This is a genomic window from Gordonia soli NBRC 108243, assembly GCF_000334455.1.
Taxonomy (GTDB): Bacteria; Actinomycetota; Actinomycetes; order Mycobacteriales; family Mycobacteriaceae; genus Gordonia; species Gordonia soli.
Window position 1 is genome coordinate 83,586 of sequence record NZ_BANX01000015.1, and the last position, 24,833, is coordinate 108,418.

Annotated in this window: 22 protein-coding genes; 13 read left to right on the forward strand and 9 right to left on the reverse strand. The window is 67.4% G+C overall.

Going from position 1 to position 24,833, the window contains the following annotated elements; all coding sequences use genetic code 11:
- The first annotated feature begins 28 nt into the window (after positions 1-28).
- Positions 29-910: a glycerophosphodiester phosphodiesterase gene (locus tag GS4_RS11190; RefSeq protein ID WP_007620568.1), complete on the forward strand. Its 882-nt coding sequence runs from the start codon at positions 29-31 to the stop codon at positions 908-910.
- 48 nt (positions 911-958) lie between these two features.
- Here the strand turns inward: GS4_RS11190 and purL are convergent, their stop codons facing one another.
- Entirely contained in the window at positions 959-3,256 is a 2,298-nt protein-coding gene (purL, locus tag GS4_RS11195; RefSeq protein ID WP_007620570.1) for a phosphoribosylformylglycinamidine synthase subunit PurL, read from the reverse strand.
- A gap of 170 nt (positions 3,257-3,426) precedes the next feature.
- Between purL and eccA the strand changes: the two genes are divergently transcribed.
- From eccA to GS4_RS11210, 3 genes are all read left to right on the forward strand, one after another.
- A complete protein-coding gene (gene eccA, locus GS4_RS11200) occupies positions 3,427-5,211 on the forward strand; it encodes a type VII secretion AAA-ATPase EccA (protein WP_040510256.1) in 1,785 nt (594 codons plus the stop codon).
- A complete protein-coding gene (locus tag GS4_RS11205) occupies positions 5,208-5,597 on the forward strand; it encodes a hypothetical protein (protein WP_007620573.1) in 390 nt (129 codons plus the stop codon). Before eccA ends, GS4_RS11205 begins: the two co-directional genes overlap by 4 nt.
- A gap of 236 nt (positions 5,598-5,833) precedes the next feature.
- On the forward strand, positions 5,834-6,319 hold the full coding sequence (locus GS4_RS11210; protein WP_007620574.1) for a free L-methionine (R)-S-oxide reductase MsrC: 486 nt from the start codon (positions 5,834-5,836) through the stop codon (positions 6,317-6,319).
- A gap of 25 nt (positions 6,320-6,344) precedes the next feature.
- Here GS4_RS11210 and GS4_RS11215 read toward each other — a convergent pair whose 3' ends face one another.
- Positions 6,345-6,719, reverse strand: a complete 375-nt coding sequence (locus tag GS4_RS11215) for a DUF427 domain-containing protein (protein ID WP_007620575.1) — start codon at positions 6,717-6,719, stop codon at positions 6,345-6,347.
- A gap of 476 nt (positions 6,720-7,195) precedes the next feature.
- Between GS4_RS11215 and GS4_RS11220 the strand changes: the two genes are divergently transcribed.
- On the forward strand, positions 7,196-8,686 hold the full coding sequence (locus tag GS4_RS11220; protein ID WP_157226589.1) for a polymorphic toxin type 50 domain-containing protein: 1,491 nt from the start codon (positions 7,196-7,198) through the stop codon (positions 8,684-8,686).
- Positions 8,683-9,792 carry a hypothetical protein gene (locus GS4_RS11225; protein WP_007620577.1) on the forward strand — a complete coding sequence of 370 codons (1,110 nt, stop codon included), beginning with the start codon at positions 8,683-8,685 and terminating at the stop codon, positions 9,790-9,792. Before GS4_RS11220 ends, GS4_RS11225 begins: the two co-directional genes overlap by 4 nt.
- 93 nt (positions 9,793-9,885) lie before the next feature.
- Here the strand turns inward: GS4_RS11225 and GS4_RS11230 are convergent, their stop codons facing one another.
- The 3 genes from GS4_RS11230 to cysD form a co-directional block, all read right to left on the reverse strand.
- The gene (locus tag GS4_RS11230) at positions 9,886-10,647 is read right to left on the reverse strand and encodes a 3'(2'),5'-bisphosphate nucleotidase CysQ (protein ID WP_040510298.1); all 762 of its coding nucleotides are present in this window, start codon (positions 10,645-10,647) and stop codon (positions 9,886-9,888) included.
- An 87-nt stretch (positions 10,648-10,734) separates the two neighbouring features.
- The gene (gene cysC / locus GS4_RS11235) at positions 10,735-12,642 is read right to left on the reverse strand and encodes an adenylyl-sulfate kinase (RefSeq protein WP_007620579.1); all 1,908 of its coding nucleotides are present in this window, start codon (positions 12,640-12,642) and stop codon (positions 10,735-10,737) included.
- Complete coding sequence (cysD, locus tag GS4_RS11240) at positions 12,642-13,604, reverse strand: sulfate adenylyltransferase subunit CysD (protein ID WP_051989698.1); 963 nt, start codon at positions 13,602-13,604, stop codon at positions 12,642-12,644. The genes cysC and cysD overlap by 1 nt, the downstream gene beginning before the upstream one ends.
- A gap of 118 nt (positions 13,605-13,722) precedes the next feature.
- Here cysD and GS4_RS11245 point away from each other — a divergent pair, with 118 nt between their 5' ends.
- The 4 genes from GS4_RS11245 to GS4_RS11260 all read left to right on the forward strand — a co-directional run bounded on the left by GS4_RS11245 (position 13,723) and on the right by GS4_RS11260 (position 18,097).
- On the forward strand, positions 13,723-14,667 hold the full coding sequence (locus tag GS4_RS11245; protein ID WP_007620581.1) for an IclR family transcriptional regulator: 945 nt from the start codon (positions 13,723-13,725) through the stop codon (positions 14,665-14,667).
- Between the two features lie 130 nt (positions 14,668-14,797).
- Complete coding sequence (locus GS4_RS11250) at positions 14,798-15,355, forward strand: hypothetical protein (RefSeq protein ID WP_007620582.1); 558 nt, start codon at positions 14,798-14,800, stop codon at positions 15,353-15,355.
- Between the two features lie 109 nt (positions 15,356-15,464).
- A complete protein-coding gene (locus tag GS4_RS11255) occupies positions 15,465-15,941 on the forward strand; it encodes a hypothetical protein (protein WP_007620583.1) in 477 nt (158 codons plus the stop codon).
- Positions 15,942-16,132: 191 nt separating this feature from the next.
- Entirely contained in the window at positions 16,133-18,097 is a 1,965-nt protein-coding gene (locus GS4_RS11260; RefSeq protein WP_007620584.1) for a S9 family peptidase, read from the forward strand.
- Positions 18,098-18,209: 112 nt separating this feature from the next.
- On the opposite strand, the gene GS4_RS11265 is transcribed toward GS4_RS11260, so the two are convergent.
- The 4 genes from GS4_RS11265 to GS4_RS11280 are packed head-to-tail and all read right to left on the reverse strand — an operon-like array spanning position 18,210 to position 21,794.
- Entirely contained in the window at positions 18,210-18,830 is a 621-nt protein-coding gene (locus GS4_RS11265; protein ID WP_007620585.1) for a response regulator transcription factor, read from the reverse strand.
- Positions 18,827-19,984, reverse strand: coding sequence for a sensor histidine kinase (locus GS4_RS11270; protein WP_007620586.1), 1,158 nt, complete (start codon positions 19,982-19,984; stop codon positions 18,827-18,829). The genes GS4_RS11265 and GS4_RS11270 overlap by 4 nt, the downstream gene beginning before the upstream one ends.
- The gene (locus tag GS4_RS11275) at positions 19,981-20,799 is read right to left on the reverse strand and encodes an ABC transporter permease (RefSeq protein ID WP_007620587.1); all 819 of its coding nucleotides are present in this window, start codon (positions 20,797-20,799) and stop codon (positions 19,981-19,983) included. The genes GS4_RS11270 and GS4_RS11275 overlap by 4 nt, the downstream gene beginning before the upstream one ends.
- Entirely contained in the window at positions 20,796-21,794 is a 999-nt protein-coding gene (locus GS4_RS11280) for an ABC transporter ATP-binding protein (RefSeq protein ID WP_007620588.1), read from the reverse strand. The genes GS4_RS11275 and GS4_RS11280 overlap by 4 nt, the downstream gene beginning before the upstream one ends.
- A gap of 176 nt (positions 21,795-21,970) precedes the next feature.
- Here GS4_RS11280 and GS4_RS11285 point away from each other — a divergent pair, with 176 nt between their 5' ends.
- From GS4_RS11285 to GS4_RS11295, 3 genes are read left to right on the forward strand one after another with little or no spacing between them, the layout of a single operon-like run.
- Positions 21,971-22,687 (forward strand): GOLPH3/VPS74 family protein, encoded by a 717-nt coding sequence (locus tag GS4_RS11285; protein ID WP_040510301.1) that lies wholly within the window; start codon positions 21,971-21,973, stop codon positions 22,685-22,687.
- Between the two features lie 56 nt (positions 22,688-22,743).
- A complete protein-coding gene (locus GS4_RS11290; protein ID WP_007620591.1) occupies positions 22,744-23,661 on the forward strand; it encodes an enoyl-CoA hydratase in 918 nt (305 codons plus the stop codon).
- A gap of 1 nt (position 23,662) precedes the next feature.
- Positions 23,663-24,829: an acyl-CoA dehydrogenase family protein gene (locus GS4_RS11295; protein WP_007620592.1), complete on the forward strand. Its 1,167-nt coding sequence runs from the start codon at positions 23,663-23,665 to the stop codon at positions 24,827-24,829.
- Positions 24,830-24,833 lie beyond the last annotated feature (4 nt).

Sequence of the window (24,833 nt, forward strand, 5' to 3'; positions counted from 1 at the left end):
TCGTCTGGGGACGGTAGGGTCGGCTCCGATGAGCGGACCCGATGACGACCCAGCCGCCGATGTGTGCGACGCGCCGGTGTCCATCGACCACGGCGCGCATCGCACCTGGTTGAAATGGCACCGGGCGCGACGCCGAGCCGGCGACACGGCGTTCACCGCCGAGCGGATCATCGAGGGGATGCGCGCCGGAGCGAGCGTCGAAGTGGATCTGGTGATCCACGCAGATCGAGGTTTCGCCGTCCTGCACGACGCCGAGGTCGATCGCGCGACGACCGGCGTCGGCCGGGTCGGTGAACTCGGGGCCGCAACCTTGCGCACCCTGTACCTCCGTGATGCGCGCGGCGAGCCGACCGACTCACGGGTCCTGGTCCTCGACGATCTCGCCGAGATACTCGACGGAATCGACATCGCGCCGAAGGCGCTGCTGCAGTTGGATTTCAAGGACACCGCGGCCGACCTCGACGTCGCAGCGCTCGACTCGTTCGAGCAGGCGGTCCGCCCGATCGCCGACCACGCGATCCTCTCGTGCGGAGACGCCGAGGCCGTTGCGGCGCTGACCGCGCGGGTCCCCGACATCCACATCGGCTACGACCCGTGCCACGGCGGCGCCATCGATCGTGTCGTCGGCAGCGGCGATTTCGACGGTTTCGTCGCGGAGGCGGTGCTGGCCGCACCAGGGGCGGAGATGATCTACCTCGACCACGGTCTCGTACTGCACGCCGCCGACCGCGGCCACGACCTCATCGGCGCATTCCACGACGTGGAGCGTCGGGTCGACGCGTACACGATCCATCGCGCCGATGAACGGACGTTGCCGATGATCGAGAGGTTGATCGCACTCCGGGCCGACCAGATCACCACCGACGACGCGGAGGGACTCGTCGCCGCCTGGTCTGCCGAGTTCTCGTAGTACGAAACGACTCTCGCAGTCGCTCCGTACTACGAGATCGTCAGGAGATCAGACCGCGCCCTGTCCGAACAGTGCGGGAAGCGTGCCCTCGTGGGCTTCGCGGAGCTCGGCGAGCGGAACGTCGAAGTAGTCCTGCACCGACACCGAGTCACTGCCCTGGTCGACCACACCGATCCGGACCCACGGGACCGAACGGGCATCGAGCATCGCGCTGAAGCGCGACTCCTCGGTGCGGGGCACCGAGACCAGCACGCGGCCGGTCGATTCCGAGAACAGCCAGACGAACGGGTCGGCGTCCTCGGGCAGCAGGATCCGACATCCCGTCTCGCCCGCCAGTGCCGACTCGACGACTGCCTGCGCCAGGCCACCCTCGCTGAGATCGTGTGCGGCCGAGATCAATCCGTCGCGGGACGAGGCGACGAGGATGTCGGCGAGCAGGCGCTCACGCTCGAGATCGACCTCTGGCGGCACGCCGCCCAGGTGATCGTGGGTGACCTGCGACCAGATCGACCCGTCGAACTCGTCGCGGGTCTCGCCGAGGAGGATGAGGGTCTCACCGGGCTCGGTACCGAAGCCGGTCGGGATACGGCGATGCACATCGTCGATGACGCCGAGGACACCCACCACCGGGGTCGGCAAGATCGCCGTCGCGCCGGTCTGGTTGTAGAAGCTCACGTTTCCACCGGTGACCGGGATGCCCAGTTGCGCGCAACCGTCGGCCAGGCCGCGGACCGCCTGCTGGAACTGCCACATGACGGCCGGGTCCTCCGGCGAACCGAAGTTGAGGCAGTTGGTCACGGCCTTGGGGGACGCGCCCGACACCGCGACGTTGCGGTACGCCTCGGCGAGCGCGAGCTGCGCGCCGCGATACGGGTCGAGGAAGGTGTAGCGACCCGACGCATCCGTGGACAGTGCGATACCGCGGCCGGTCTTCTCGTCGATGCGGATCACGCCGGAGTCGGCCTGGTCGGCGAGCACTGTGTTGCCGCGCACGTACCGGTCGTACTGCTCGGTGATGAACTTGCGGCTGCACAGCGCAGGTGACGCGATGAGCGTCAGCAGCGTGCTGCGCAGTTCATCGGGGGTCTCCGGTCGCTGCAGCGGAGCGGTCGTCGATGCGACCACCTCGTCCTGCCAGTCCGGACGCGCGAGCGGACGCTCGTAGACCGGCCCTTCGTGTGCGACGGTGCGCGGCGGCACGTCGACGACGGTCTCGCCGTCCCACGTGATGACGAGCCGCTCACCGTCGGTGACCTCACCGATGACGGTGGCGAGGACGTCCCACTTGCGGCAGACGTCCAGGAACTTCTCCACGTTCTCCGGGGTCACGACCGCGCACATGCGTTCCTGGGACTCGCTGGAGAGCACCTCTGCCGGCGTCATGCCCTCGGCGCGACGGGGGACCTGCTCGAGGTCGATGTGCATGCCACCGTCACCGGCGGCCGCCAGCTCCGACGTCGCGCAGGCCAGGCCGGCACCGCCGAGATCCTGGATGCCGACGACCAGGCCGGCGTGGTAGAGCTCGAGACAGCACTCGATGAGCACCTTCTCGGTGAACGGGTCGCCGACCTGCACCGACGGCAGCTTCTTGCGGCTGGGTCCGGCACCGTCGGAGTCGTCGAAGGTCTCCGACGCAAGCACCGACACCCCGCCGATGCCGTCCAGGCCAGTCCGGGCGCCGAACAGGATGATCTTGTTACCCGCACCGGATGCGAACGCCAGCTGGAGGTCCTCGGTGCGGAGCACCCCGGCGCACAGCGCGTTGACCAGCGGATTGCCCGCGTAGCTGGCGTCGAAGACGGTCTCCCCCCCGACGTTCGGCAGGCCGAGCGAATTGCCGTAGCCACCCACGCCGCGGACCACACCGTCGACGACCCGGCGGGTGTCGGGGGCATCTGCGGCACCGAAACGGAGCTGGTCCATGACCGCGATCGGACGTGCCCCCATCGCCATGATGTCGCGCACGATGCCGCCGACGCCGGTGGCCGCGCCCTGGTACGGCTCGACGTAGCTCGGGTGGTTGTGCGACTCGACCTTGAAGGTGACGGCCCAGCCGTCGCCCACGTCGACGACACCGGCGTTCTCGCCGATACCGGCAAGCATGCCGGCGCGCATCTCGTCGGTCGTGGTCTCACCGAAGTAGCGCAGGTGCACCTTGGACGACTTGTAACTGCAGTGCTCCGACCACATCACCGAATACATGGCCAGTTCGGCGTCGGTGGGACGCCGACCGAGGATCTCGCGGATGCGCGCGTACTCGTCATCCTTCAGGCCGAGCTCACGGAACGGCTGAGGGTGATCGGGGGTCTGGTTTGCGGACGAGACGGTATCCACCTGGGCACTCACCCCACAGATTCTAGATGTCGGCGCGGGGGCTCTCTCACCTCGTCTCCACGCACCGGGGACCGAGCGCTCGGGCGCCGCCACCTGCCGCCGCGCGGACCGGTTACGGCTAGGCTGTTGCCTTGATCGAGACGGTCGATGCGCCGGGGGCGCGGGAGACTCACGGGGGGCCGATGGCAGACGTCCGCAAGGCGCGAAAACTCTTCGACCTCGGCGTGCTCTCACTCGGGATCCCGGTCGAGGGACAGGAGCCCATCGACAACCCCGCACAAGCCGCCAAGGCCTTCACCCGTGCCAGCGAGTGGGACCCGTCGATGACCGACGCGTGGTTGGGACGTCTGGCCTGCGGCGACAATGCCGACGAGGTGATCCTCGCCCTCTATCGCGGACGCGCCGCCATCGGCGTCGAGCAGCGCCGTCTCGGACTCCCGCCCGGCACCATCGTCGGACGCTGGGACACCGGGCTGTTCATCGACTACCCGATGACCGACGGCATCGAGGCAGCGACCGCGTACGCCGCGTCGTTGGTCCGGGGCAAGGACTACGCCGGGGCGCAGGAGGTCCTCGACGAGATCGCGCCAGCTCATCGCTCGCCGGTCGTCGAGTACGTCCAGGCCGCCACCTACTTCCGAGCCCAGCGATGGCCCGACGTGTTGTCGGCGCTCGGTCGCTCGGAGAAGTGGGGCGACCCGTACATGCGGGCCGGCGCCGACTTCATGGCAGGCTCGGCGTGCGTGCAACTCGGGATGTTCGGCGAGGGCATCCGGCGGCTCGAAGGCGCCATCGACGGGCCGATCCGATCGTGCGCGACCGAGGCACTCTTCACCTACGGCCTGGCGTTACGCGAGCAAGGCCACGAGGACAAGGCGAAATCCGTTCTGGAGCAGGCCTACTCCCGCAACCCACGACACACCGCGGCGGCCGATGCGCTCCGGTCGCCGAGCTTCCGGCTCGTCATCGAGACACCGGAGTCCATCGCCGAACGCACCGACCCCTGGGATCCCGACTCCAAACCGCAGTCGGGCCAGATGCTCACCCGTGAGGCGATCGACTCGCCCGTCGAGCGGAACGAACTGGTCGAGGAGGCGCAGCGCGAACTCCAGGCGCAGATCGGACTCGACTCGGTGAAGGAGCAGGTGGCCAAGCTGCAGTCGGCCGCGTTGCTGGCGAAGGTCCGCGCCGACAAGGGCTTGTCGACGTCGGCGCGCAGCCTGCACCTCGCGTTCACCGGTCCGCCCGGCACGGGTAAGACCACCGTTGCCCGGATCATCGCGAAGATCTACTGCGGCCTCGGCTTCATCAGCTCCGACAAGGTGGTCGAAGCGACCCGACGCGACTTCGTCGGCGAGCATCTGGGCAGCACGGCCATCAAGACATCGGCGTTGATCGACTCGGCGATGGACGGCGTCCTGTTCGTCGACGAGGCATACACCCTCATCCAGCAGGGCCTCTCGGGCGGCGACGCGTTCGGTCGCGAGGCCGTCGACACCCTGCTGGCCCGGATGGAGGACGACCGCGACCGACTCGTGGTGATCATCGCGGGATACGACGCGGAGATCGACCGCTTCCTCTCCGCCAACGAGGGGCTCGCGTCCCGCTTCGCGCGTCGCGTGCGGTTCGACTCGTACACGCCGTCCGAGCTCGCCCGCATCGGCGAACACATCGCGCGCCGACGCGACTCACTACTGACCCCCGAGGCCCTCGTCGAGCTGGAACTCGGCTGCACTCCGCTGTATCACGAAGTGCGCGACAGCGGTTCGACCGTTCGCCGCGCCATCGACGGCGCGGGCAACGGTCGTTTCATCCGGAACATCATCGAGGCGGCCGAAGAGGAGCGCGAATACCGACTGTCGGCGTCCGCTGACGTCAGCGCGTTGTCGCCAGATGATCTGATGCGCATCGAGGCGACCGACATCGCCACCGCGCTGTCAGGCGTGCTGTCGGGGTTGCGTCGATGAACGCGCGTCTGGCCGCCGTGGTCGGCAGCGCCGCACTCGTGCTCACCCTCGGGATGACCGCCTGCACCGTGACCGGTTCGCCGGTGGCCGACCCCGCGCCGCCGCCGGTGACGTTCATCGAGACCAGCGAGCCCGAGTTCGACACCCCGACGACCTCCACGACGAGTCGGCCGCTACCGCCGGCGCCCGCCAATGCCACGACGATGAGCTGCCGCGAGTTCGTACAGCTCGACGACGACACCCAGGCTGCGGTCGCCAAGGCGAACGGTGCGACGAAGAACGTCTTCCTCGTCGGTACGCTCCTGTCGATCATGTGCATCCAGTATCCGGACAAGACGGCGTACGACGCCCTGCGTTCGATGAAGCCGGAGTTCTGGCAGAACTGACCGGTTTGGCCGGCTCCCGGCTCCCGGCTCCCGGCTCCCGGCTCCCGGCTCCCCGACAAATGACACCTCACGACGGCCGTCTGTGCGCAGTGCACGCCGGCCATCGCTCAGGTGTCATTGTCCAGAACAGCGAGAATCATCGCACCGACGCGGCCCGCAGTCGGGACCCAGGTTTGAATTCCGCACGCCCGCAACCGGTGGCGCGGATGGATGGATGACGTAGAGTCGGCGACGCCATGAGTTTCGACATCCCCGACCTGACGGGCAGCATCACCGAACGCTACGCCGACCTCGCCGACGCCGCGCGAGGGTTGGTCAGCGGCGAGTCCGATCGCATCGCCAACGCCGCCAACCTCTCGGCGCTGGTGTATCACTCACTGCCACAGCTGAACTGGGTCGGCTTCTACCTGTACGACGGCACCGAGCTGGTCGTCGGCCCCTTCCAGGGCAAACCGGCGTGCATCCGCATCCCGCTCGACCGCGGCGTCTGCGGGGCGGCCGCGCGCACACGTGAGACCCAGCGGGTGGCCGACGTCCACGCCGTTCCCGATCACATCGCGTGCGACGGTGACAGCCGCTCTGAGCTGGTGATCCCGCTGGTGGCACGCGATCAACTGATCGGTGTCTTCGATCTCGACAGCCCCGTCACCGACCGCTTCACCGCCGCAGACCAGGCGGGCCTGGAGGCGATCGCCGCGGTCTTCGTCGAGTCGCTGGGCTGACCGCCCGTCGAGCGCCGAGATCGGCTCAGTTGTCGACGATCTCGATCTGCACGCGATCGGGATAGAACGCGGCGTGGCCGGCGATCGAGGCCACTGCGTCGTATGGCCGCTCGTACGTCCACACCGCACCCTCGACCGAGCCGTCGTCGGTCACGATGTCGTAATACGACGCCTCGCCCTTGTACGGACAGTAGGTGTGGGTGTCGATGCGGCGCAGCCGACTCTGGTCGATCTGGTCGAGGGGCACGTACGCCACCTCGGGGTACGACGCCTCGCGCAGGACGAGTGCGTCGGTGGTGTCGACGAGCACCGTCTCGCCCACCGAGACCCGCACACGCCGTGCATCGGGTTCGACGGTGATCGGATGACTCTCGTCCGGGATCAGCTGGGTTCGCGACATGACGCCTCCTGAGATGGATCGCTGACCTCTCGGTCAACCCCGCGCGGGGCCGCACCATTCCGACCCGCGTGATCCGTTCCTCCGCCCCGACCTCTTCTTCCGCTGCCTGCAGGCGGCGGACGAACGAGTTCGCGGCGGAAGAAGTTGCGCCACTAGTCCGATCGGACGACAGCCTGTGGATTGCTTCGCGCGGCAGACCCCACATCGACTGTATGGTCCTTCGCATGGCCAACGGCTTCCCTCCTCAGGGTGCGCAGTCGTTTCGTCCGGGGGAACACCACCGACCCGCACAATCGAGGATCGCGGGACACCCGTTCGGAACCCCACAGCCCCAGTACCCGCAAGCGCAGTACCCGCAGGCCCAGTATCCGCAGCCGTCGAGGCCACCCGCACCCCGTGGTCCCGAGCCACTTCCCCGCAGCGTGCGCTCGAGTCTGATCACGTTCGGCGTCGGCGCGATCCTTTTGATCGCGGCGATGATCGCCTCACTCCTGGCGCCACTGTCGACGTCGGGGTCGGCGTCGCTGCCCGCCGAGGTGGTGGCACGATCACGACTCCTTGCGGCCCAGGACACCCTCGCCCACGCCCCCGCGCGCCACTACACCGGCACCGTCTCCACCCCGAAGCGCCGTGCCGACATCGACATCACGTTGTCGAACGAAGGTGACGGCTCGGGGACGGTGAAGTTCCCGCTGGGGGAGTTCCAGTACCTGTCGGCTGCGGGTACCTCCCTGTTGAAGGGCTCGGCCGTCGGTTGGGTGGGGCTGGGCTTCGACCCCAAGTTGGCATCCGGATTCGCCGACCGATGGACGCGGATCACGCCGGACCTGCTCGGCATCGATCTCGGCACCGATCTGGCGCCCCGTCGGCTCGCAGGCCGGCTCGACGCCGGGTACCTCGCAGGCAACGGCGACGTCGCGCTCGGTGAGCCCGTCGATCACGGCGGCGTCACGGCTGTCCCCGCCACGAGCGGCGGGTGGAAAACGCTCCTGGTGCCGAACGCGACGCCCGACACGGGTGGCGCGAGCACGATCCCAGCATCGACCGAGAGCGACTCGGACGATGAGGACCCCATCGACGTCGAGGACCTCGGTCCCGGTCCACGCGGATCGGACGAGGTCGGGCACGTCGAGGCCACCGACATCGGTGAGAACGACGACACCTCGATCGACCTCGATGTCGGCGCCGCGAACCGCCCCGATGTCTACGCGCCGCTGCCCGCGATGCTCGGCGCCGCCAGCGCGAATCCCGCCGACTCCGCGGTGACGTTGAGCGCCAACGGCAATGGGGTTCTGGCGCCCTGCACCGCGAGCGGCTGCGTCCTCACCTACACGCTGTCGAACCAGGTTGCGGCCGGCAGCAAGGTCACCATCACATCGGTGACCGCGGTCGTCCAGGTCACGATGAGTGTGGACGGCGCGCAGGTGGCGAACTGCACTCAGCAGGTCACGATGGCTCCCAACGGAACCGGCCCGCCGGTCATCTGCAGCGCGACGTACACCGTCCGACCGGGCAACCATCAGGTTCTCGCGCGCGTTGTGTCGACGGTCCGGCTCGATGCGAAGGTCCTGCGTGAAGCCACCGAGACCGTCACCCGCAACTCGAAGCTTCCTCCGGACGAGATCCAGCGGTACATCCCGAATCCGGCGGTGTCTGACAGGCTCAGCTGGCAGCGGCAGCAGAGGCATCTGAAGGATCATCCGGACTGGAAGAAGCAGCCTTCGCGGAAAGGCTTCGTGCTCTCACAAGAAGACGCTCAGAAGGTTCTCGCCGCTTATCGCAGCGGCGATGCTCGTATCATCGGCCTCAAAAGCCCGCGGAATGAACCGGTTGTCGAAGTGCCGAGCGTAACCGGATTCGACAACAACCGGCGAGAGGGGCGACTTGATGTACCGACTCATCGCTTCTGGATCAAGGGAAGCAAGAGCCCCAGTGTGGTGCCGGTGAGTCCAGACTGGCCGCGATGAGCATCCCCGGAGTCGACCTCTACCACCGAAACGTTCTGCACCGGCTGGCCGCCGGCGACATCGCGACTGTCGTCCGCACCGCACTGGACCCGACCACGATCCTCGATCCTGTGTCGGTGGTTTCCCTGTTCCCTCAACTGCCGATCGCTATCCAGGTCGCGGTCCTCGACGAACTCGCCGACCACCTCGAACGCACCCCGTCACACCGCAACCAGATCGACGGTCTGACCGGACTCATCTACAGCTGGTATCACCACCCCGACCCACGCATCCAGACTGCGGCAATCCGGTTGACCCGCTTCACCGACCCCGATCCCGCACGTGCCGCACGCCAACTCGAAACCGTCACCGAAACCAGCGAAACCGAGTTCGTCGCCCTCGCCCAGCATCAACTCCAGTTGCTGTGTTCGTCACGGCACGAGTTCACGCTCAACACCGACGTCTCTCAGGCCTTGTTGGGATTCATCGACGACCGCATCAACGCCGTCGAAGTCACCGCAACACAAACCGCTGTGTCCACGGAGGTCGCCATCGACACGACCGTCTGGACATCAGAACCGCTACGCCACAACGAGTTCATCGTCGAAGAACTCTGCAACGACATCGACGAGTTCAGCGACGCAACCGGAAATCGGCCCGTCGTCGAGGTCGCGTGGCGTATCGGTTGGCCCGACCAGATCGACAGCCGCTGCGTCTACCTCAAACACCGCCCCGGCCATCCCGCACCTGCACTACCGACCTGGGCCCGCATCCCTGCCGAACAGACCACCACCGGAACCGTCTATTACCCCGTCGCATTCGCCGCCACCGCTGCAGCCCTGCGCGGAGTAGTGACCGCACAATTCGAAACAGTCCTACTCAACCTCGACACACCCGACCACATCCCCATCGACGTCTACATCGACCCAAACCCCACCGAAGAAACCAACGCGGCATACAACGACCTCGAGCGCGCCCTCCACGCAATCCCCACCGACACCCCGATCCGCCTGCGCCGGCACACCGGACCACCCCCGCCATTCGACTCCCTACCCGACGGTACGACCGGCATCTTCAACCGCGCAGACCCCGATTACATATGGCCTCCCGACGAAGACGACGACTGACCCAGCCCGTTCTTCCGCCGCGAACCTCCTCCTCCGCCACCTGCAGGGCGCGGAAGAAGGAGTTCGGGGCGGAAGAAGCGCAGAGTGAACGGGTCAGCCGACCACCGACGTCACCGCGAGAATCTGCTCGGCCAGTTCCGGGCGACAGATGACGAGGTCGGGCAGGTAGGTGTCGTCCTGGTTGTAAATCAGCGGCGAGCCGTCGATACGACTGCACCACAACCCCTTCGAGCGTGCGACTGCGACCGGGGCAGCCGAGTCCCACTCGTACTGTCCGCCTGCGTGGACGTAGGCGTCGGCCTCACCGCGCACGACGGCGATCGCCTTGGCACCGGCGGACCCCATCGACAAGACCTCGCCGCCGATGGCCTCGGCGACAGCCTCCGAGAACGCCGGTGGGCGCGATCCGCTGACCACCACCCGAGGTCGATCACCTCGCGGTTCCGAGGCGAGCCCGGTGGTCGGCTCGACCAGTGAGTCGTCGTCGACATACGTGATGTCCAGTGCCGGTAAGGCCACGGCACCGACGATCAGACCGTCCGACGCCGACCACAGTGCGACATGCACCGCCCAGTCGGTGCGCCCCTCGGTCCCGTACTCGCGCGTTCCGTCGACGGGGTCGACGATCCAGACGCGCTCGGCCTGCAACCTCGACTTGTCGTCGGCGGACTCCTCCGACAGCACCGAATCGTCGGGCCGCTCGCGGGCCAGTCGATCCAGCAGATAGGTGTTCGACCGCGCGTCACCCTCGTCGCCGAGTGCTCTGCCCGACAGTCCACTATCGGATCTGATGTCCACCAGCAGGCGGCCGGCCTCGGTCGCGAGATCCCCGGCGAGCAGTCGGTCATCGGTCAGGTCGTGTCGATCAGCCACATCGTCTCCCACACTCATCACCCTGTCAGATCATCGGTCGCCGATGATCGCTCGACGCAGCGTCGATCGTCACAGCCCGAGATCGCGCAGGATCGCCTCCGCGACCTCCGATGGCGTGCCGTCGGCAGGCGTCACGACGATGTCGGCGTCCGTGGGCCTCTCGTACGGCGAGTCGATGCCCGTGAACCGGCTGATCTCACCGCGGCGCGCCTTGGCGTACAAACCTTTCGGATCACGCCGCTCACATTCTTCCATCGGGGTGTCGACGAAGATCTGGTGGAAACCGAGATCGCGCTCGGCGTGTATCTCGCGCGCCCGCCTACGCTCGTCATCGAACGGGCTGATCAGCGAGACGATCGCGACGGCACCGGAGTCGGCGAAGAGTGCGGCGACCTCGGAGGTACGCCGGATGTTCTCGCGTCGGTCGTCGTCGGAGAAGCCGAGATCTGAATTGAGTCCGTGCCGCAAGTTGTCCCCGTCCATCAGGTAGGCGGGGCGTCCCTCGGCCACCAGGCGGCGCTCGAGTTCGACGGCGACCGACGACTTGCCCGATCCCGAGAGTCCGGTCAACCAGATGGTCGCCCCTCGATGCGGGCGGTGTTCGCGCGCGACCTTCGTCGACTGCCACACCACGTGACTGTCACGGGTCATAGGCGCCGAGATCATCCCCGCACCCACCGTCTTGTTGGTCGCCTCGTCGATCAGGATGAAGCTGCCCGTCTCCCGGTTGCGGCGGTAGGGGTCGAACATCAACGGTTGCTGGGTACGAAGTGTCAGGCGCGCGATCTCGTTGAGCTGCAGACGATCCGCGGTCTCGTCTCGATGCAGGCTGTTGACGTCGAGTCGGTAGTTCAACCCCGTCACCTGTGCACGGGTGGACCGGGTCCCGCTCATGATCGCGTAACTGCCTCCGACCTGCAGTTCCGTGTCGTCGGCAAACCAACACACCATCGCGTCGATGTCGCGGCCGACGTAGGGGCGGTTGTTCGGGCGGGCGAGCATGTCGCCACGGACGATGTCGATCTCGTCCGCCAACTCCACCGACACCGCCATCGACGCGAAGGCCTCGTCGACCCTGTTCCCGCCCGGACCCCAGATGTCGGTGATGGTCGTCTCGAAACCCGACGGCAGCACCACGACCTCGTCGCCACGCGAGAAGACACCGCCGGCAACGGTTCCCGCGTAAGCACGGTGGTCGGCGCCGTCGCCCCGCTGCGGTCGGATCACATACTGGACGGGCATCCGGGCGTCGATGAGATTGCGATCGGATGCGATGTGGACGTTCTCCAGGTGACTCAATAGAGGCCGCCCCTCGTACCACGGCATCGCTGCCGACGACTCGACGACGTTGTCGCCGCGCAAGGCCGACACCGGGATGAACGTCAGGTCGGTGACGTTCAACTTGGCGGCGAAAGAGGTGAACTCATCACGGATCTCGGTGAACCGCTCCCGCGACCAGTCGACGAGGTCCATCTTGTTGATGCACACCGTCAGGTGCGGAATCCCCAGCAGGGACGAGAGGAACGCGTGGCGGCGGGTCTGCTCCAGCACCCCTTTCCGCGCGTCGACGAGGATCAGCGCGAGGTCGGCGGTCGACGCGCCGGTCACCATGTTGCGGGTGTACTGCACGTGACCGGGGGTGTCGGCGATGATGAACTTCCGCTGCGGCGTTGCGAAGTAGCGGTAGGCGACGTCGATGGTGATGCCCTGCTCGCGCTCGGCGCGGAGCCCGTCGGTCAGTAAGGCGAGGTCGGCACGCTCGTCCCCGCGTTCGGCGCTGGTGCGCTCGATCGACTCCATCTGATCGGTGAAGATGCTCTTCGAATCGAACAGCAGTCGACCGATGAGGGTCGACTTCCCGTCGTCGACCGACCCGGCGGTCGCCAACCGCAGCAGCGCGGTTCCGGTGTCGACACTCTCGTGAGCCCCGCTGAGCAGACCGGTGCCGGCAGTCACGGTGCCATCGGTGGTGCTCATCAGAAGTAGCCTTCTTTCTTACGATCCTCCATACCCGACTCCGAGATCCGGTCGTCGGCGCGCGTCGCTCCGCGTTCCGTCAACCGTGTGGCCGCGATCTCGACGATGACCTTCTCCACCGTGTCGGCGTCACTGCGCACGCAGCCCGTGCACGTGGCGTCTCCGACCGTCCGGAATCGCACGGTCTCCGTCTGCGTGACCTCATGGGGATGGCGGTCGAGGAATCGGGTGTCGGCCAACAACATCCCGTCCCGGGGGATCACCTCACGCTGATGGGCGTAGTAGATCGGCGGCAACTCGATGTCCTCCGCGGCGATGTACTGCCAGATGTCGAGCTCGGTCCAATTGCTGAGCGGGAACACCCTGATGTGTTCACCACGGTGGTGCCGACCGTTGTAGAGATGCCACAGTTCCGGACGCTGACCACGCGGGTCCCAGGCGCCGAACTCGTCGCGAAAACTGAACACGCGCTCCTTGGCGCGCGCCTTCTCCTCGTCCCGGCGCGCACCGCCGAACACCGCGTCGAACCGGTTCTCGGTGATCCCGCGCAGCAGTGCGGTGGTCTGCAGCCGGTTCCGACTCGCGCCCGGCCCGGTCTGCTCGACGACCCGCCCGGCGTCGATGTCGTCCTGGACCGAACTGACCACCAGGCGGACACCGGTGTCGACCACCACGCGGTCGCGGTACTCGATGACCTCGTCGAAATTGTGCCCGGTGTCGACATGCATCAGCGGGAACGGCACGGGCGCCGGCCAAAAAGCCTTGCGCGCCAGATGGAACATGACCACCGAGTCCTTGCCCCCGGAGAACAGCAGCACCGGGCGCTCGAACGTCGCGGCCACCTCGCGGATGATGTGCACCGACTCCGCCTCGAGAGCTGCCAGATGCGGTAGTTCGTATCGGCGCGCTCCATGAGACTGGGCACCATGAGACTGGGCACCATCACGCTCTGATGCCGTCACTGCCGGAGTGGTCACTGACCCACACCCTTTCGTCCGGACTGCCTCGCCGGTTCCGCTTTCTCGATCGGAATCCGCGAAGGCTTGACATGTCGAATAGTCGACACTCAGTATTGAGTATGTGACACACACGGTAGGCCAGGCTGCGACGGACAGTCAACAGACCGAGGCGACTCGTCCGTCGTCTCCCCCCACCGCTCGGGCGACCGCGATCATCGAACTGCTCGCGGACCCGGGAACCGGCCCCCTCACCGTTGCGGAGATAGTGCGGGCAGTGGGCGTCTCACGCGCGACCGCGCACGCCATCCTCGGCGAGCTGAACAGCCGGGGCTGGGTCGTTCGTCATCCCATCGACGGCACTTACGGCATCGGGCCGGGCTTCCTCGTCGTGGCGAGGTCGGCGCAGGACGCCGACCACCTGGGCCACTGGGCTGCCGCCGCGGTCCATCGACTCGTCGACGAACTGCGGATGCCGTGCTTCCTGGCACGCCGACTGTCGGCGGACACGATCACCGTTGTCGACTACGCGACACCGATCGGCATCGAGCGTGTCGGTTCCGACACCGGCCGGGGTTCCGAGCCCTGGATGGAGGCGGGGCGGCGAATCCGACTGCGCCCGCCGATCAGTCGTGAGTTCATCACCTGGGCGTCCGCCGATGTGCGTGCGGCCTGGATCGAACAGGCCCCGGCGTCGGCGCGCACCCGGCTGACCATGGTTCTGGACGCCATCCGCGAGCGCGGCTACTCCATCGAACGGATGACCGACGACCACGCCGCGATGATCGACGCCCTCAGTTCACTCGACACCGTGTCGGACCGCCTCCGCACCCGGGTCGGAGATCTGCTCACCGAGCTGACCATCGTCGACTACCTACCGGACGAGTTGACCGGCGACGTCGCAGCGGTCACCGTCGGCGCCCCGGTGTTCGATGCCGCAGGCGAGATGGTCGCCGCCGTGGTCGCCTGCCCGAACCGGACGTTGCCTGCAGCAGAACTGATGGCGGTCGGCGATGCCGCACGTTCCGCCGCGGAGTCGGTGACCGCGCAGCTGGCCGCGGTGCCGTGAAGGGCGCTATCGCTGCGGTGCCGTGAAGGGCGCTATCGCTGCGGTGCCGTGAAAGGCGCTATCGCTGCCGGGCCGTGAAGGGCGCAATCGCCACGGCATGCGCGCCGTGCGTACGTGTTAGAACTGGTCGATGAGGTCGCTTCCCCGACGCTGGTACCACCGCCTGGCTGAGCGACGCGACGGACCGCTGTCGGCGCATCGGGCCACTGCCCGCCTGTCGGCATACGTCTACGGCAACATCCTGGCGCTCGCCGCGGTCGTGGTCGCCACCCCGACCTCGGTGGAACACGGCACCGCGGTCGTCGTCGTGATCGGTACCGGGGTCACGACGTTCTTCGCACACGTCTTCGCGGAGTTCATCGCGCACGCAACGATTTCCGCCGACGACACGACACCTCACGAAGAACGACGACTGCTCGCGCTGGAGGAATTGCGCGATGCCGTGCCGATCGCGTCGTCGGCGACGTTCCCTGCTTTGATCTTGTTGTCGGGCATGTTCGACATCCTCGAGTCCGGGTGGGCCGTGCTCATCGCCGGCGCGATCATCGTGGTGCGCATCGCCAGCGTGCCCTTGGTCGCCGAACGTGTGCGCGGCAATCCGCTCAGCCTGCGAGTCCTCGTCGCCGGGCTCGCCACTGCGGGAGTCGCCGCACTCGTCGTCTTGCTCAAGGTGCTGATCGGTCACTGACTTCGTCGATCCGACCCGCCATCGAGCGACAAATCCCCTGCACACGCGATTCGTTTGCGATACGAATGGACCACCGAGATCGCCACGACACACGCCACGAGAGGGAAAGATGCTCCGATCGATCCGCACCACCGCCATCGCCACCATGGCCGCGGCCACCGTCGCCGCCGGCCTCGGAGCAGTCGGTGCTGCGCCGGCATCCGCCGAGACCGTTGCCCCCTTGAGCCGCTGCTGGGGTGTCAGCCCCAACATCGTCGACCAACCGTTCAGTGTCGCCCGACTCTTCCTCGAACCCGACGGTGCCGGCCGTGTCATCGCCCGGGTCCGTGACGTCTCGTCACTGTGGGCTCTGTTGTCGCCGGCGGCCGGCTACGACTCCGTCGGGCGACTCGACTGGCACAACGTCTCCAACGGCCGCAAAGGAACCGCGATCGACACCGCGCGCATCGGTGGATACGTCAACGGGCAGCAGTTCCGTCTCGCCACCGGCGCAGGCACGGTTCGGGTCACTTACAGCGCGGTCAACCGGAACGCCCTCTGGGCGATCCCGAGCACGTCCTGCGGTGGGACGCTCACCGTGCGCTGACCGGCCTGCCCACCATTCGCGATCCGAACTCCCGTGTGCGAGTGACGTTCCGCTCGCACACGGGAGTCCTGCTCGCATATCACTCGACCCCGCGACCTGACAGATGTCATCCATCGGACCATCGGGAAGTCATGGTCGATCGATGACCGTGCGTACTGCCGGATCGCCCCTGTGGAACGCAGGGTGGAGACATGACCACAGAAATCGCACCGACACCGCAGACATCCGCATCGACACTGATCCCCCTCACCGACTTCTTCGACTCACCGACACGCATCGGCGCGGTCATCTCTCCAGACGGCAGCCGGTACGCCTTCCTCGCGCCGTGGCACAACCGACTCAACGTGTGGATCCAGGATCTGGACTCCGACGCCGAACCCCACTGTGTCACCGCCGACGACAACCGCAGCGTCTCGCGCTTCCGGTGGACCGACGATCCGCGATGGCTGCTGTACCAGCAGGACTCGAACGGGGACGAGAACTGGCACGTGTACCGCGTCGACCTCGACGACCCTGCCGCCCCCGCGGTCGACCTCACCCCGTTCCCGGGCGCGCGCACAATGAGTCTCGAGAAGTCACAGGTCACGCCGGGTGCGATGACGCTGCTGCTCAACGCACGCAACGCCGCCGAGTTCGACCTGTACGAGCTCGACGTGGCTTCCGGCGAGCTCACCGTGCTCGCCGAGACGACCGAGCCGGGCGGCAGCTGGGTACAAGGACGCGACGGCGACCTGCTCTGGAACGGCATCACCGCCGACGGCGACTGGCAGCTGTCGCGCCGTGACGCCGAGACCGGAGATCTCGCCCTGCTCACCTCCGTCCCGGGCATCGACCACCCGATGGGTGTGACACCGATGCAGATCACCCCCGACGGCACCGGCATGTGGATGGAGTCCCTCCGCGGAACGGATCTTCCCCGACTCGTCCGCCTCGACCTGACGACCGGCGAGGAGACGGAGGTCGACAGTCATCCGACGCTCAGCCTCGACTCGACGCGCCGCGCGGTCACCGAGACCTCGTCCCCGCTCATCCTGGATCGGGCGACCGGCGACCTGCTCGGCGTCCGGTACCTCGGTGAACGACAGGTCATCCACGCTCTCGACCCCCGCTTCGCCGACATCCTGGCGAATCTGGAGAAGTTGTCGGACGGCGACGTCGGCGAGTTGTCGTCCGACACCAGCGGAGAGAAGTGGATCGTGAGCTTCGTCCACGACCGCGATCCCGGCGCCACGTGGCTCTACGACCACGCGACCGGTGCGAGCCGACTCCTGTTCCGCCCGTTCCCGCACCTGGATCCGTCGGCACTGAGTCCGATGAGGCCGGTGACCATCCCCGCCCGCGACGGCCTGGACCTCCCGTCGTATCTGACCCTGCCGTCCGACATCCCGGCCCCGGAGGACATCCAGAGTACGGTCGACCTCGACGAGCGGCTCCCCCTGGTGGTCCTCGTGCACGGCGGCCCCTGGTACCGCGACGCCTGGAACTACAGCCCCATCGTCCAGCTGCTCGCGAACCGCGGCTACGCGGTCCTGCAGGTGAATTTCCGAGGATCGATCGGATACGGCAAGGCGCACATGCAAGCCGCCATCGGTGAATTCGCCGGCAAGATGCACGACGACCTGATAGACAGTGTCGACTGGGCGGTCGATCACGGCTACGTCGACCGCGAACGCGTCGCGATCTTCGGCGGCTCCTACGGCGGTTACGCGGCACTGGTCGGCGCCGCATTCACCCCCGACGTGTTCGCCGCCGCGATCGACTACGTCGGTATCTCCAACCTGGCCAACCTGATCCGGACCCAACCGGTGTTCGTGCGGCCGGCGTTCGTCAACACCTGGTTCCGCTACATCGGTGACCCCGACGATCCGAAGGGTGCGGCCGAGGTCGATGCCCGCTCACCGATCAACCGGGTCGACGACATCCGCAATCCTCTCCTGGTGGCCCAGGGCGCCAACGACGTCCGCGTAGTCCGTGAGGAGTCGGACCTCATCGTCGAGGCCCTGCGTGAACGCGAGGTCGAGGTCGAATACCTGGTCTTCGACGACGAAGGACACGGATTCGTGAACCCGGAGAACAGCATCGCCTTCTACCGGGCGTCGGAACGATTCCTGGCACGCCACCTCGGCGGCCGACAGGAAGACGGACCGCAGAGCTGATCGCTCGGCATCTCGGTCCGCAACGACAACGCCCCGGGTTCGTTCGTCCGCTCCGACACGGAGTGGACGGACGGCCCGGGGCTCCTTCTCTGCCCACCGACCGGTGCGGGCGTCAGATCCAGCCGAGCTCTCGCGCCTTGAGTGCGGCCTCGTATCTGTTGGACGCGTTGAGTTTCGCCATCGCGGACGACAGGTAGTTCCGAGTCGTCCCCGCCGACAGGTGCGCACGCTTGGCGATCTCGTCGACGGACGCACCGTCGATGGCGTACTCCAACACGTCGGCCTCGCGGGCGGTCAGTACCGAGTCGCCCGCACTGATCGCCTCGGTCGCGAGTTCCGGGTCGATGTAGCGGCCACCGCCGTGCACCTTGGTGATCACCTCGGCGAGCGTCGTCGCGGGGGTGGTCTTGGGCAAAAACCCACGCACCCCGGCGGTCAGCGCGCGCTTCAGATAACCCGGCCTGCCGTGACTGGTCACGATCACGACCCCGGCGTCCGGGGTCGACGCCAGGATCTCGACTGCGGTGTCGATGCCGTCCATCCCGCCCATCTGCAGGTCGATGACGGCGACCCCGGTCGGCTCACCGTCGTCGACGCGTCGGCGCCACAGGGCAACCAGCTCTTCGCCGGAGTCGACGTGGGCGACGACCTCGATCTGTTCCTCCAGGTCGAGCATCGTGGCCAAGGCCGTCCGGATCAGAGTCTCGTCATCGGCCAACAACACCGGGATCATGCTTTCTCCCATCGGATCTGCAGCGTGAATGTGTCGCCCGCGGTGGCGATGTCCAGCTCGGCCCCCACTGCACCGAGACGCTCGTCCAATCCTCGCAGACCCGAGCTCAGCTCCCCCGACGACGGGATCGACGCGTCGGCAGCGCCGTCGTTGGTCAGCGTCATCGCAGCGGTGCCGAGGGTGAGGCGGGCGTACGACGCCGACGAATGCTTGACGATGTTGGTTGTTCCTTCGCGGACGACCCATGCCGCGACCTCATGGAATCGAGCGGGCACCTGCTGCGGGTCACCTTCGACGTCCAACCGACAGCCGGCGGCCGAGAGCAGCGATCGGGCACCCGCCACCTCGCCGGTGAGATCGATGTCGCGATAGCCGCGCACCAGAGCGCGCATCTGATCCATCGACTCGACGGCGAGCGTCTTGATCTCGTCGATCTCATCGACCGCGCGGTCGGTCGCACCGGCACGCAGCAGGGTGCCCGCCAGTTCACTCTTCACCGCGATCGCCGAGAAGCCGCGCCCGACGACGTCGTGCAGGTCACGTGAGAACCGGAGTCGCTCCTCCGCGACCCGGAGCCGCGCTTCGACCGTCTTGGCGCGCTCGAGTTCGTCGATCATCCGCAGCCCCCACAGGGTCAGCAGGGTCGTCGCGACCATCACGATCCCGATACCAAGGGTGTAACCGACCAGCTGCAGCACGCCCCGCGGCGATGCGCCGAAGGCGGCCCCGGTCACGAGACCGACCGCGAGCAGGACCCACCACCGATGGCGCAGGAAGGGCACCACCGAGATGCCGGCCAGGAACACGATGTACACGCCGGTCTGGCGTGCGGCGGCAACATCGGACTCGATGGACGACACACGGCTGAGCACCGCGGCCGCCACCCAGATCGTGGCGAGCATCGCGACGGCGGTGGGCAACGCCCACCGCCGTATCCGTGCATCGGTCAGGCTGGCTATCTCGGGTTGGGCCTCCAACGCGAGCACCGCCGCGATCCCGCCGAGGATGAGGCCGACCATCGCAAAGGGCTTCGGCGCCGCGGTCGCCAACACCACCGTCACCACCGCGACGACCACCTGCAGGGTGACCCGCGAGTAGAAGCGATACCGCTGCGGACCGGACAGGCCCCGCCACCAGGCGACGGCTGTCGTCACCCCCGGTCGTCCCACCGAAAGGTCCGAGCGGTCAACGCCAGCGCCAGAACGGTCCATACCGCCAGTGTCGCAAGCGGCGCGCCCATCGCGCCGAACACGCCCGCCGCGTCGAGCACTGCGGTCGATTCCGGAGCGATGGCGGTACGTCCCGTGGAACCGAGTGCGATCAGATCGGAGATCGCCGCGAACGGCGTGCGATCGGCGATGTCGGAGAGTTGCTCGGGCAGCACCGACCGTATCGACCCGAGACCGACCATCGCGAGCATCATCACCGGCAACGAGGTGATCTGGGCCGCTTCGGCATTGCGGGTGATCCCGCTGGTCGCCAACGCCAACACCGAGAACAGCACCACCCCGGCGACCATCGCCACGACGATGGGCACCGCGTTCACCGGCGCAGGTGCGCCCAGACCGTAGACGACCGCCGCGATCGCCACCGACCCGACGACGGTGAGCAGCGCGCCGGGCACCCCCGGCGCGATCTGGATCTGACGGTCGGTGGCCTCACCGGTGCGCAGTCGCTTGAGCACGCCCTCACCGCGCCGGGTCGTCACCATCGACAGCACCGAGTAGTACTGCACGAACAGCAGTGCGACCAGAGCGAACATCTCGAGGGTCGTCGCAGCCACCGTCGCGGTGGACCCGGCATCGCGACGGGCGATCACGAACGTCACGAGCGGTAGTCCGATCGGGAACAACGTCCCCATCGCGACCAGGGTCTTGTTGCGCCAGAACTGGCGGAACTCGGCGGTCGCCAACGCACGCAACGGGTGTCGACGATGGGTGACGGTCGCCCCGCCGGCGTGCGCGGTCATGCCGACATCCCCGTCGTCGCCGACGCGATGGAGCGCGCCGGGCGGCCCGCGGCGTCGTCGACCGGTGACGCCGGTCGATGTGCCGATGCGGAATCTGCGATGTCGAGGAACACCGACTCCAGTGACGCGGAACGTGCCTCGAGACCGGTCAGCGGGACCCGGTGCCGCCGCGACCACTCGAGCAGCTCGTACAGATGTCGGGTGAGTTCGTGGGTGTGGACCGTGACGCGCGCGGTCGGCTCGACGGAGGCGCCCACGAGGTCCGGAAGCACCAGACCGGGGTGATCGAAGACGATGCGCGACGGATGGCCGCCGACGATCTCCGCAAGGCTCCCCTCACGGGCGATGCGTCCGCGGTGCATGATCGCGATCCGATCGGCCAACTCCTCGGCCTCGTCGAGATAATGCGTGGTGAGGACCATGGTGACACCGGATCTCTTGAGGTCGGCGAGCAGATCCCAGGTGTCCCGGCGACTCTCCGGGTCGAGACCGGTGGTCGGCTCGTCGAGGAACAGCAGCCGTGGACGCCCGAGCAGTGCGCAGGCGAGGTCCACCCGGCGCTGCTCTCCGCCCGACAGCGACCCGACCCGCACCCGGACCCGGTCGGTCAGACGCACCTTGTCGAGGACGTCGGCGACCGTCGTCGGCTGCGAACACGTCCCCCGCCACATCTCGAGCGTCTCACCGACGGTGAGATCGGCCGGCAGGCCACCGGATTGGAGCATGATGCCGATGTCGGGCCGGACGCGGTCCCGCTCCCGCAGGGGATCGAGGCCGAAGACGCTGACCGATCCAGAGGTGGGCGCGACGAGCCCTTCCAGCAGATCGAATGTGGAGGTCTTGCCCGCACCGTTGGTTCCGAGAAGAGCGAACACCTCCCCGTCGGCGATGTCGAGATCGACCCCGGCGACCGCCTCGTGGGCGTCGGCGCCGCGGCCGTACACCCGGCGCAGTCCCCGTGCGGAGATCACGGTGGTGGAGCTGGTGTTGTCCATGCACTCCAGCCTCGCCGCGCGATCCGCTCGCCGGTAGTGCCGTCGATCATCGACCGGCCGTGTGGATCTCATGGATGCGTGATGACATCTGTCATGCCCGGGCCATGACGGCAGCAGCGCGCTTCGGTGACACCCTGCACTACCGGCCGAGGGGCAGCACGGATCACCATGGACACATGACCGCACGACGAGCAGACGAGACCTCCGACCCCGAACCGCTGATCGTCGAGGACGTCCTGCTGATGCTCCTCGATGACGCCTCCGGCACCATCGCGGGAGAGGGCACACTGATGTACCCCCTCGGTGGCGCCGTACTGGTCGAACTCGGCCTCCGCGGCGCGGTCGAGATCGACCCCGGACGGGGTCTGACCGGTGCCCGGATCTCCGCCGTCGCCGATGCCGAGCCGTCCGACCCGATCCTGGCGACGGCGTATCGCACCATCGCCGACCGCCCGCGCGGCATCCAGACGCTCTTGATCACCGTCGGTTCCGATCTCCGCGCGAAAGTGCTCGACCGACTCGTCGATCGGGGGCTGATCCGCCGTGAGCGCCGGAGGATGCTCGGCATCATCCCCTCGACCCGACACCTGCCCGCCGACGCGGCCTACGAGTCCGCGCTCCAGCAACGCCTCCGCGCCGTACTCGAAGACGGCGCCACGCCGGACCCGCGTACCGCGGCCGTCGCCGCGCTGCTGTCGTCGAGCGGTGTCCTCTCGCATCTGGACCCCACCATCCGATGGTCGGGTGATGTCCACCGCCGCGGCAAGGCCCTGGAGAAGGGCGATTGGGGTGCCGAGGCCGTCAACGAAGCCATGGTGCGCACGGCCGCCGGGATCGCGGCGGCCGCCATCGCGGTGTCAGTGACGGCGGCGGGAACCGTGAGCGGCTCCTGACCGCGCGGCGGCGCCCTGCCTACCAACCAAGCACTTGCTAGGTTACCCTCGAACCCATGAGTGACGCCGTCATCCCACCTGCACTCGGGCCCGACGACCTCGGCCCGGAAACCACCCCGGTGGCCTACGAGACCGGCGGACCCGACGGCGCTGTCGCATACGTGACGCTGAATCGGCCCGACTACCGCAACGCGCAGAACTCGGTGATGACCTATTCGCTCGACGCCGCCTTCCGCAAGGCGGTCGACGACGCATCGGTGAAGGTCATCGTGCTCCGCGCGAACGGCAAGCACTTCTCGGCCGGCCACGACATCGGCACACCGGAGCGGGACTTCGACACCTACTACGACAACACCGCCACGCTCTACTGGGACCACACCGACCGCACCGGCGCCGACCAGCGGCTCGCACGTGAGACCGAGGTCTACATGGGGATGTGCCGACGGTGGCGCGAGATCCCGAAGCCGCTCATCGCGCAGGTCCACGGTGCCTGCATCGCCGGCGGTCTGATGCTCGCGTGGGTCTGCGACTTCATCGTCGCCTCCGACGATGCGTTCTTCTCCGACCCGGTCGCACGCATGGGCATCCCCGGCGTCGAGTACTTCGCCCACGCGTACGCGCTCGGCACACGCCGCGCCAAGGAGATCCTGTTCACCGGCCAGCGATTCACCGCGGCACAGGCCGCGGAATGGGGGATGGTCAACCACGTCGTGCCCCGCGACGAGTTGGCGTCGAAGGTCGACGAGATCGCCGAGCAGGCCGCCACCATGCCGATCCAGGGCCTGATGCTGAGCAAGAAGGCCGTCAACATCTGTGAAGACCAGATGGGCCTGCGCAACTCGATGGACTCCGTCTTCGGCTGGCACCACTACGCGCACGCGGCGAACGCCGAGTCCGGTGGCGACTCTCTCGGAGGGATGGACGCCAAATCGATGAAGTCGAGCGCCACGACCCCGGCGAAGAAGGGCGACTGAGATGGACCTCCTCTTCGACGACGACGCCGACACCTTCCGTGCCGAGGTCCGTTCCTGGCTCGCCGATCACGTTCCGGCCGAACCGCTCCCGTCGATGGACACCGCCGACGGATTCGAGGCGCACCGCGAATGGGAGCGCACCTTGGCCGCCGACCGGATGTCGGTGGTGAGCTGGCCCGAGGAGTTCGGCGGGCGAGACGTCCCCCTCCTGCACTGGCTGATCTTCGAGGAGGAGTACTACCGGTCGGGCGCACCCGGACGGGTCAGCCAGAACGGCATCTTCCTGCTCGCTCCGACCCTCTTCGAACACGCCGCGCCGGAACAGCTGCAGCGCATCATGCCGCGGATGGCTCGTGCCGACGACATCTGGGGTCAGGCGTGGAGCGAACCCGAGGCCGGTAGCGACCTCGCATCACTCCGCTCGACGGCCACCCGCACCGACGGCGGTTGGCTGCTCAACGGCCAGAAGACCTGGAGTTCGCGATCGAGCTTCGCCGACTGGGCTTTCGGACTTTTCCGCACCGACAAGGAGGCCCAGCGGCATCGCGGGTTGACCTACTTCATGTTCGACCTGCGCGCCGACGGCGTGACGGTCCGGCCGATCGCGCAGCTCGACGGTGAGGCCGGATTCGCGGAGCTGTTCCTGGAGAACGTCTTCGTGCCCGACGATCCCGACAACCCTGCCGACTCGGGGGTGATCGGGGCGGTCGACAACGGCTGGAAGGTCGCGATGAGCACCGCCGCCAACGAACGCGGACTCTCGCTGCGATCGCCGGGCCGGTTCCTGGCCACCACCGACCGACTCGTCGACCTCTGGAAGAACACCCGGCACGAGCAACCCGGCGCCAGCGATGTCGACTCTCGCGTCGCCGACGCCTGGATCGGTTCGCGCGCATACGAACTCTCGACCTACCAGACCGTGAGCCGACTCGCGGCCGGCGGACAACTGGGTATGGAGTCGTCGATCAACAAGGTCTTCTGGTCGCAGTGGGACATCGCCGCCCATGAGACCGCTCTCGACCTGCAAGGCGCTTCCGCCGAGATCGACGACCCCTGGTCGGACGGCTATCTCTTCTCGTTGTCGGGTCCGATCTACGCGGGCACCAACGAGATCCAACGCAACGTCATCGCGGAGCGGCTTCTCGGGCTGCCACGTGGGGACCGGTGAGGTG

Coding starts and splice junctions, on each gene's coding strand:
- GS4_RS11190 (WP_007620568.1), top strand. CDS start 29: ATGAGCGGACCCGATGACGACCCAGCCGCCGATGTGTGCGACGCGCCG.
- eccA (WP_040510256.1), top strand. CDS start 3,427: ATGGCAGACGTCCGCAAGGCGCGAAAACTCTTCGACCTCGGCGTGCTC.
- GS4_RS11205 (WP_007620573.1), top strand. CDS start 5,208: ATGAACGCGCGTCTGGCCGCCGTGGTCGGCAGCGCCGCACTCGTGCTC.
- GS4_RS11210 (WP_007620574.1), top strand. CDS start 5,834: ATGAGTTTCGACATCCCCGACCTGACGGGCAGCATCACCGAACGCTAC.
- GS4_RS11215 (WP_007620575.1), bottom strand. CDS start 6,719: ATGTCGCGAACCCAGCTGATCCCGGACGAGAGTCATCCGATCACCGTC.
- GS4_RS11220 (WP_157226589.1), top strand. CDS start 7,196: ATGATCGCCTCACTCCTGGCGCCACTGTCGACGTCGGGGTCGGCGTCG.
- GS4_RS11225 (WP_007620577.1), top strand. CDS start 8,683: ATGAGCATCCCCGGAGTCGACCTCTACCACCGAAACGTTCTGCACCGG.
- cysC (WP_007620579.1), bottom strand. CDS start 12,642: ATGAGCACCACCGATGGCACCGTGACTGCCGGCACCGGTCTGCTCAGC.
- GS4_RS11250 (WP_007620582.1), top strand. CDS start 14,798: ATGAGGTCGCTTCCCCGACGCTGGTACCACCGCCTGGCTGAGCGACGC.
- GS4_RS11255 (WP_007620583.1), top strand. CDS start 15,465: ATGCTCCGATCGATCCGCACCACCGCCATCGCCACCATGGCCGCGGCC.
- GS4_RS11260 (WP_007620584.1), top strand. CDS start 16,133: ATGACCACAGAAATCGCACCGACACCGCAGACATCCGCATCGACACTG.
- GS4_RS11265 (WP_007620585.1), bottom strand. CDS start 18,830: ATGATCCCGGTGTTGTTGGCCGATGACGAGACTCTGATCCGGACGGCC.
- GS4_RS11275 (WP_007620587.1), bottom strand. CDS start 20,799: ATGACCGCGCACGCCGGCGGGGCGACCGTCACCCATCGTCGACACCCG.
- GS4_RS11280 (WP_007620588.1), bottom strand. CDS start 21,794: ATGGACAACACCAGCTCCACCACCGTGATCTCCGCACGGGGACTGCGC.
- GS4_RS11285 (WP_040510301.1), top strand. CDS start 21,971: ATGACCGCACGACGAGCAGACGAGACCTCCGACCCCGAACCGCTGATC.
- GS4_RS11290 (WP_007620591.1), top strand. CDS start 22,744: ATGAGTGACGCCGTCATCCCACCTGCACTCGGGCCCGACGACCTCGGC.
- GS4_RS11295 (WP_007620592.1), top strand. CDS start 23,663: ATGGACCTCCTCTTCGACGACGACGCCGACACCTTCCGTGCCGAGGTC.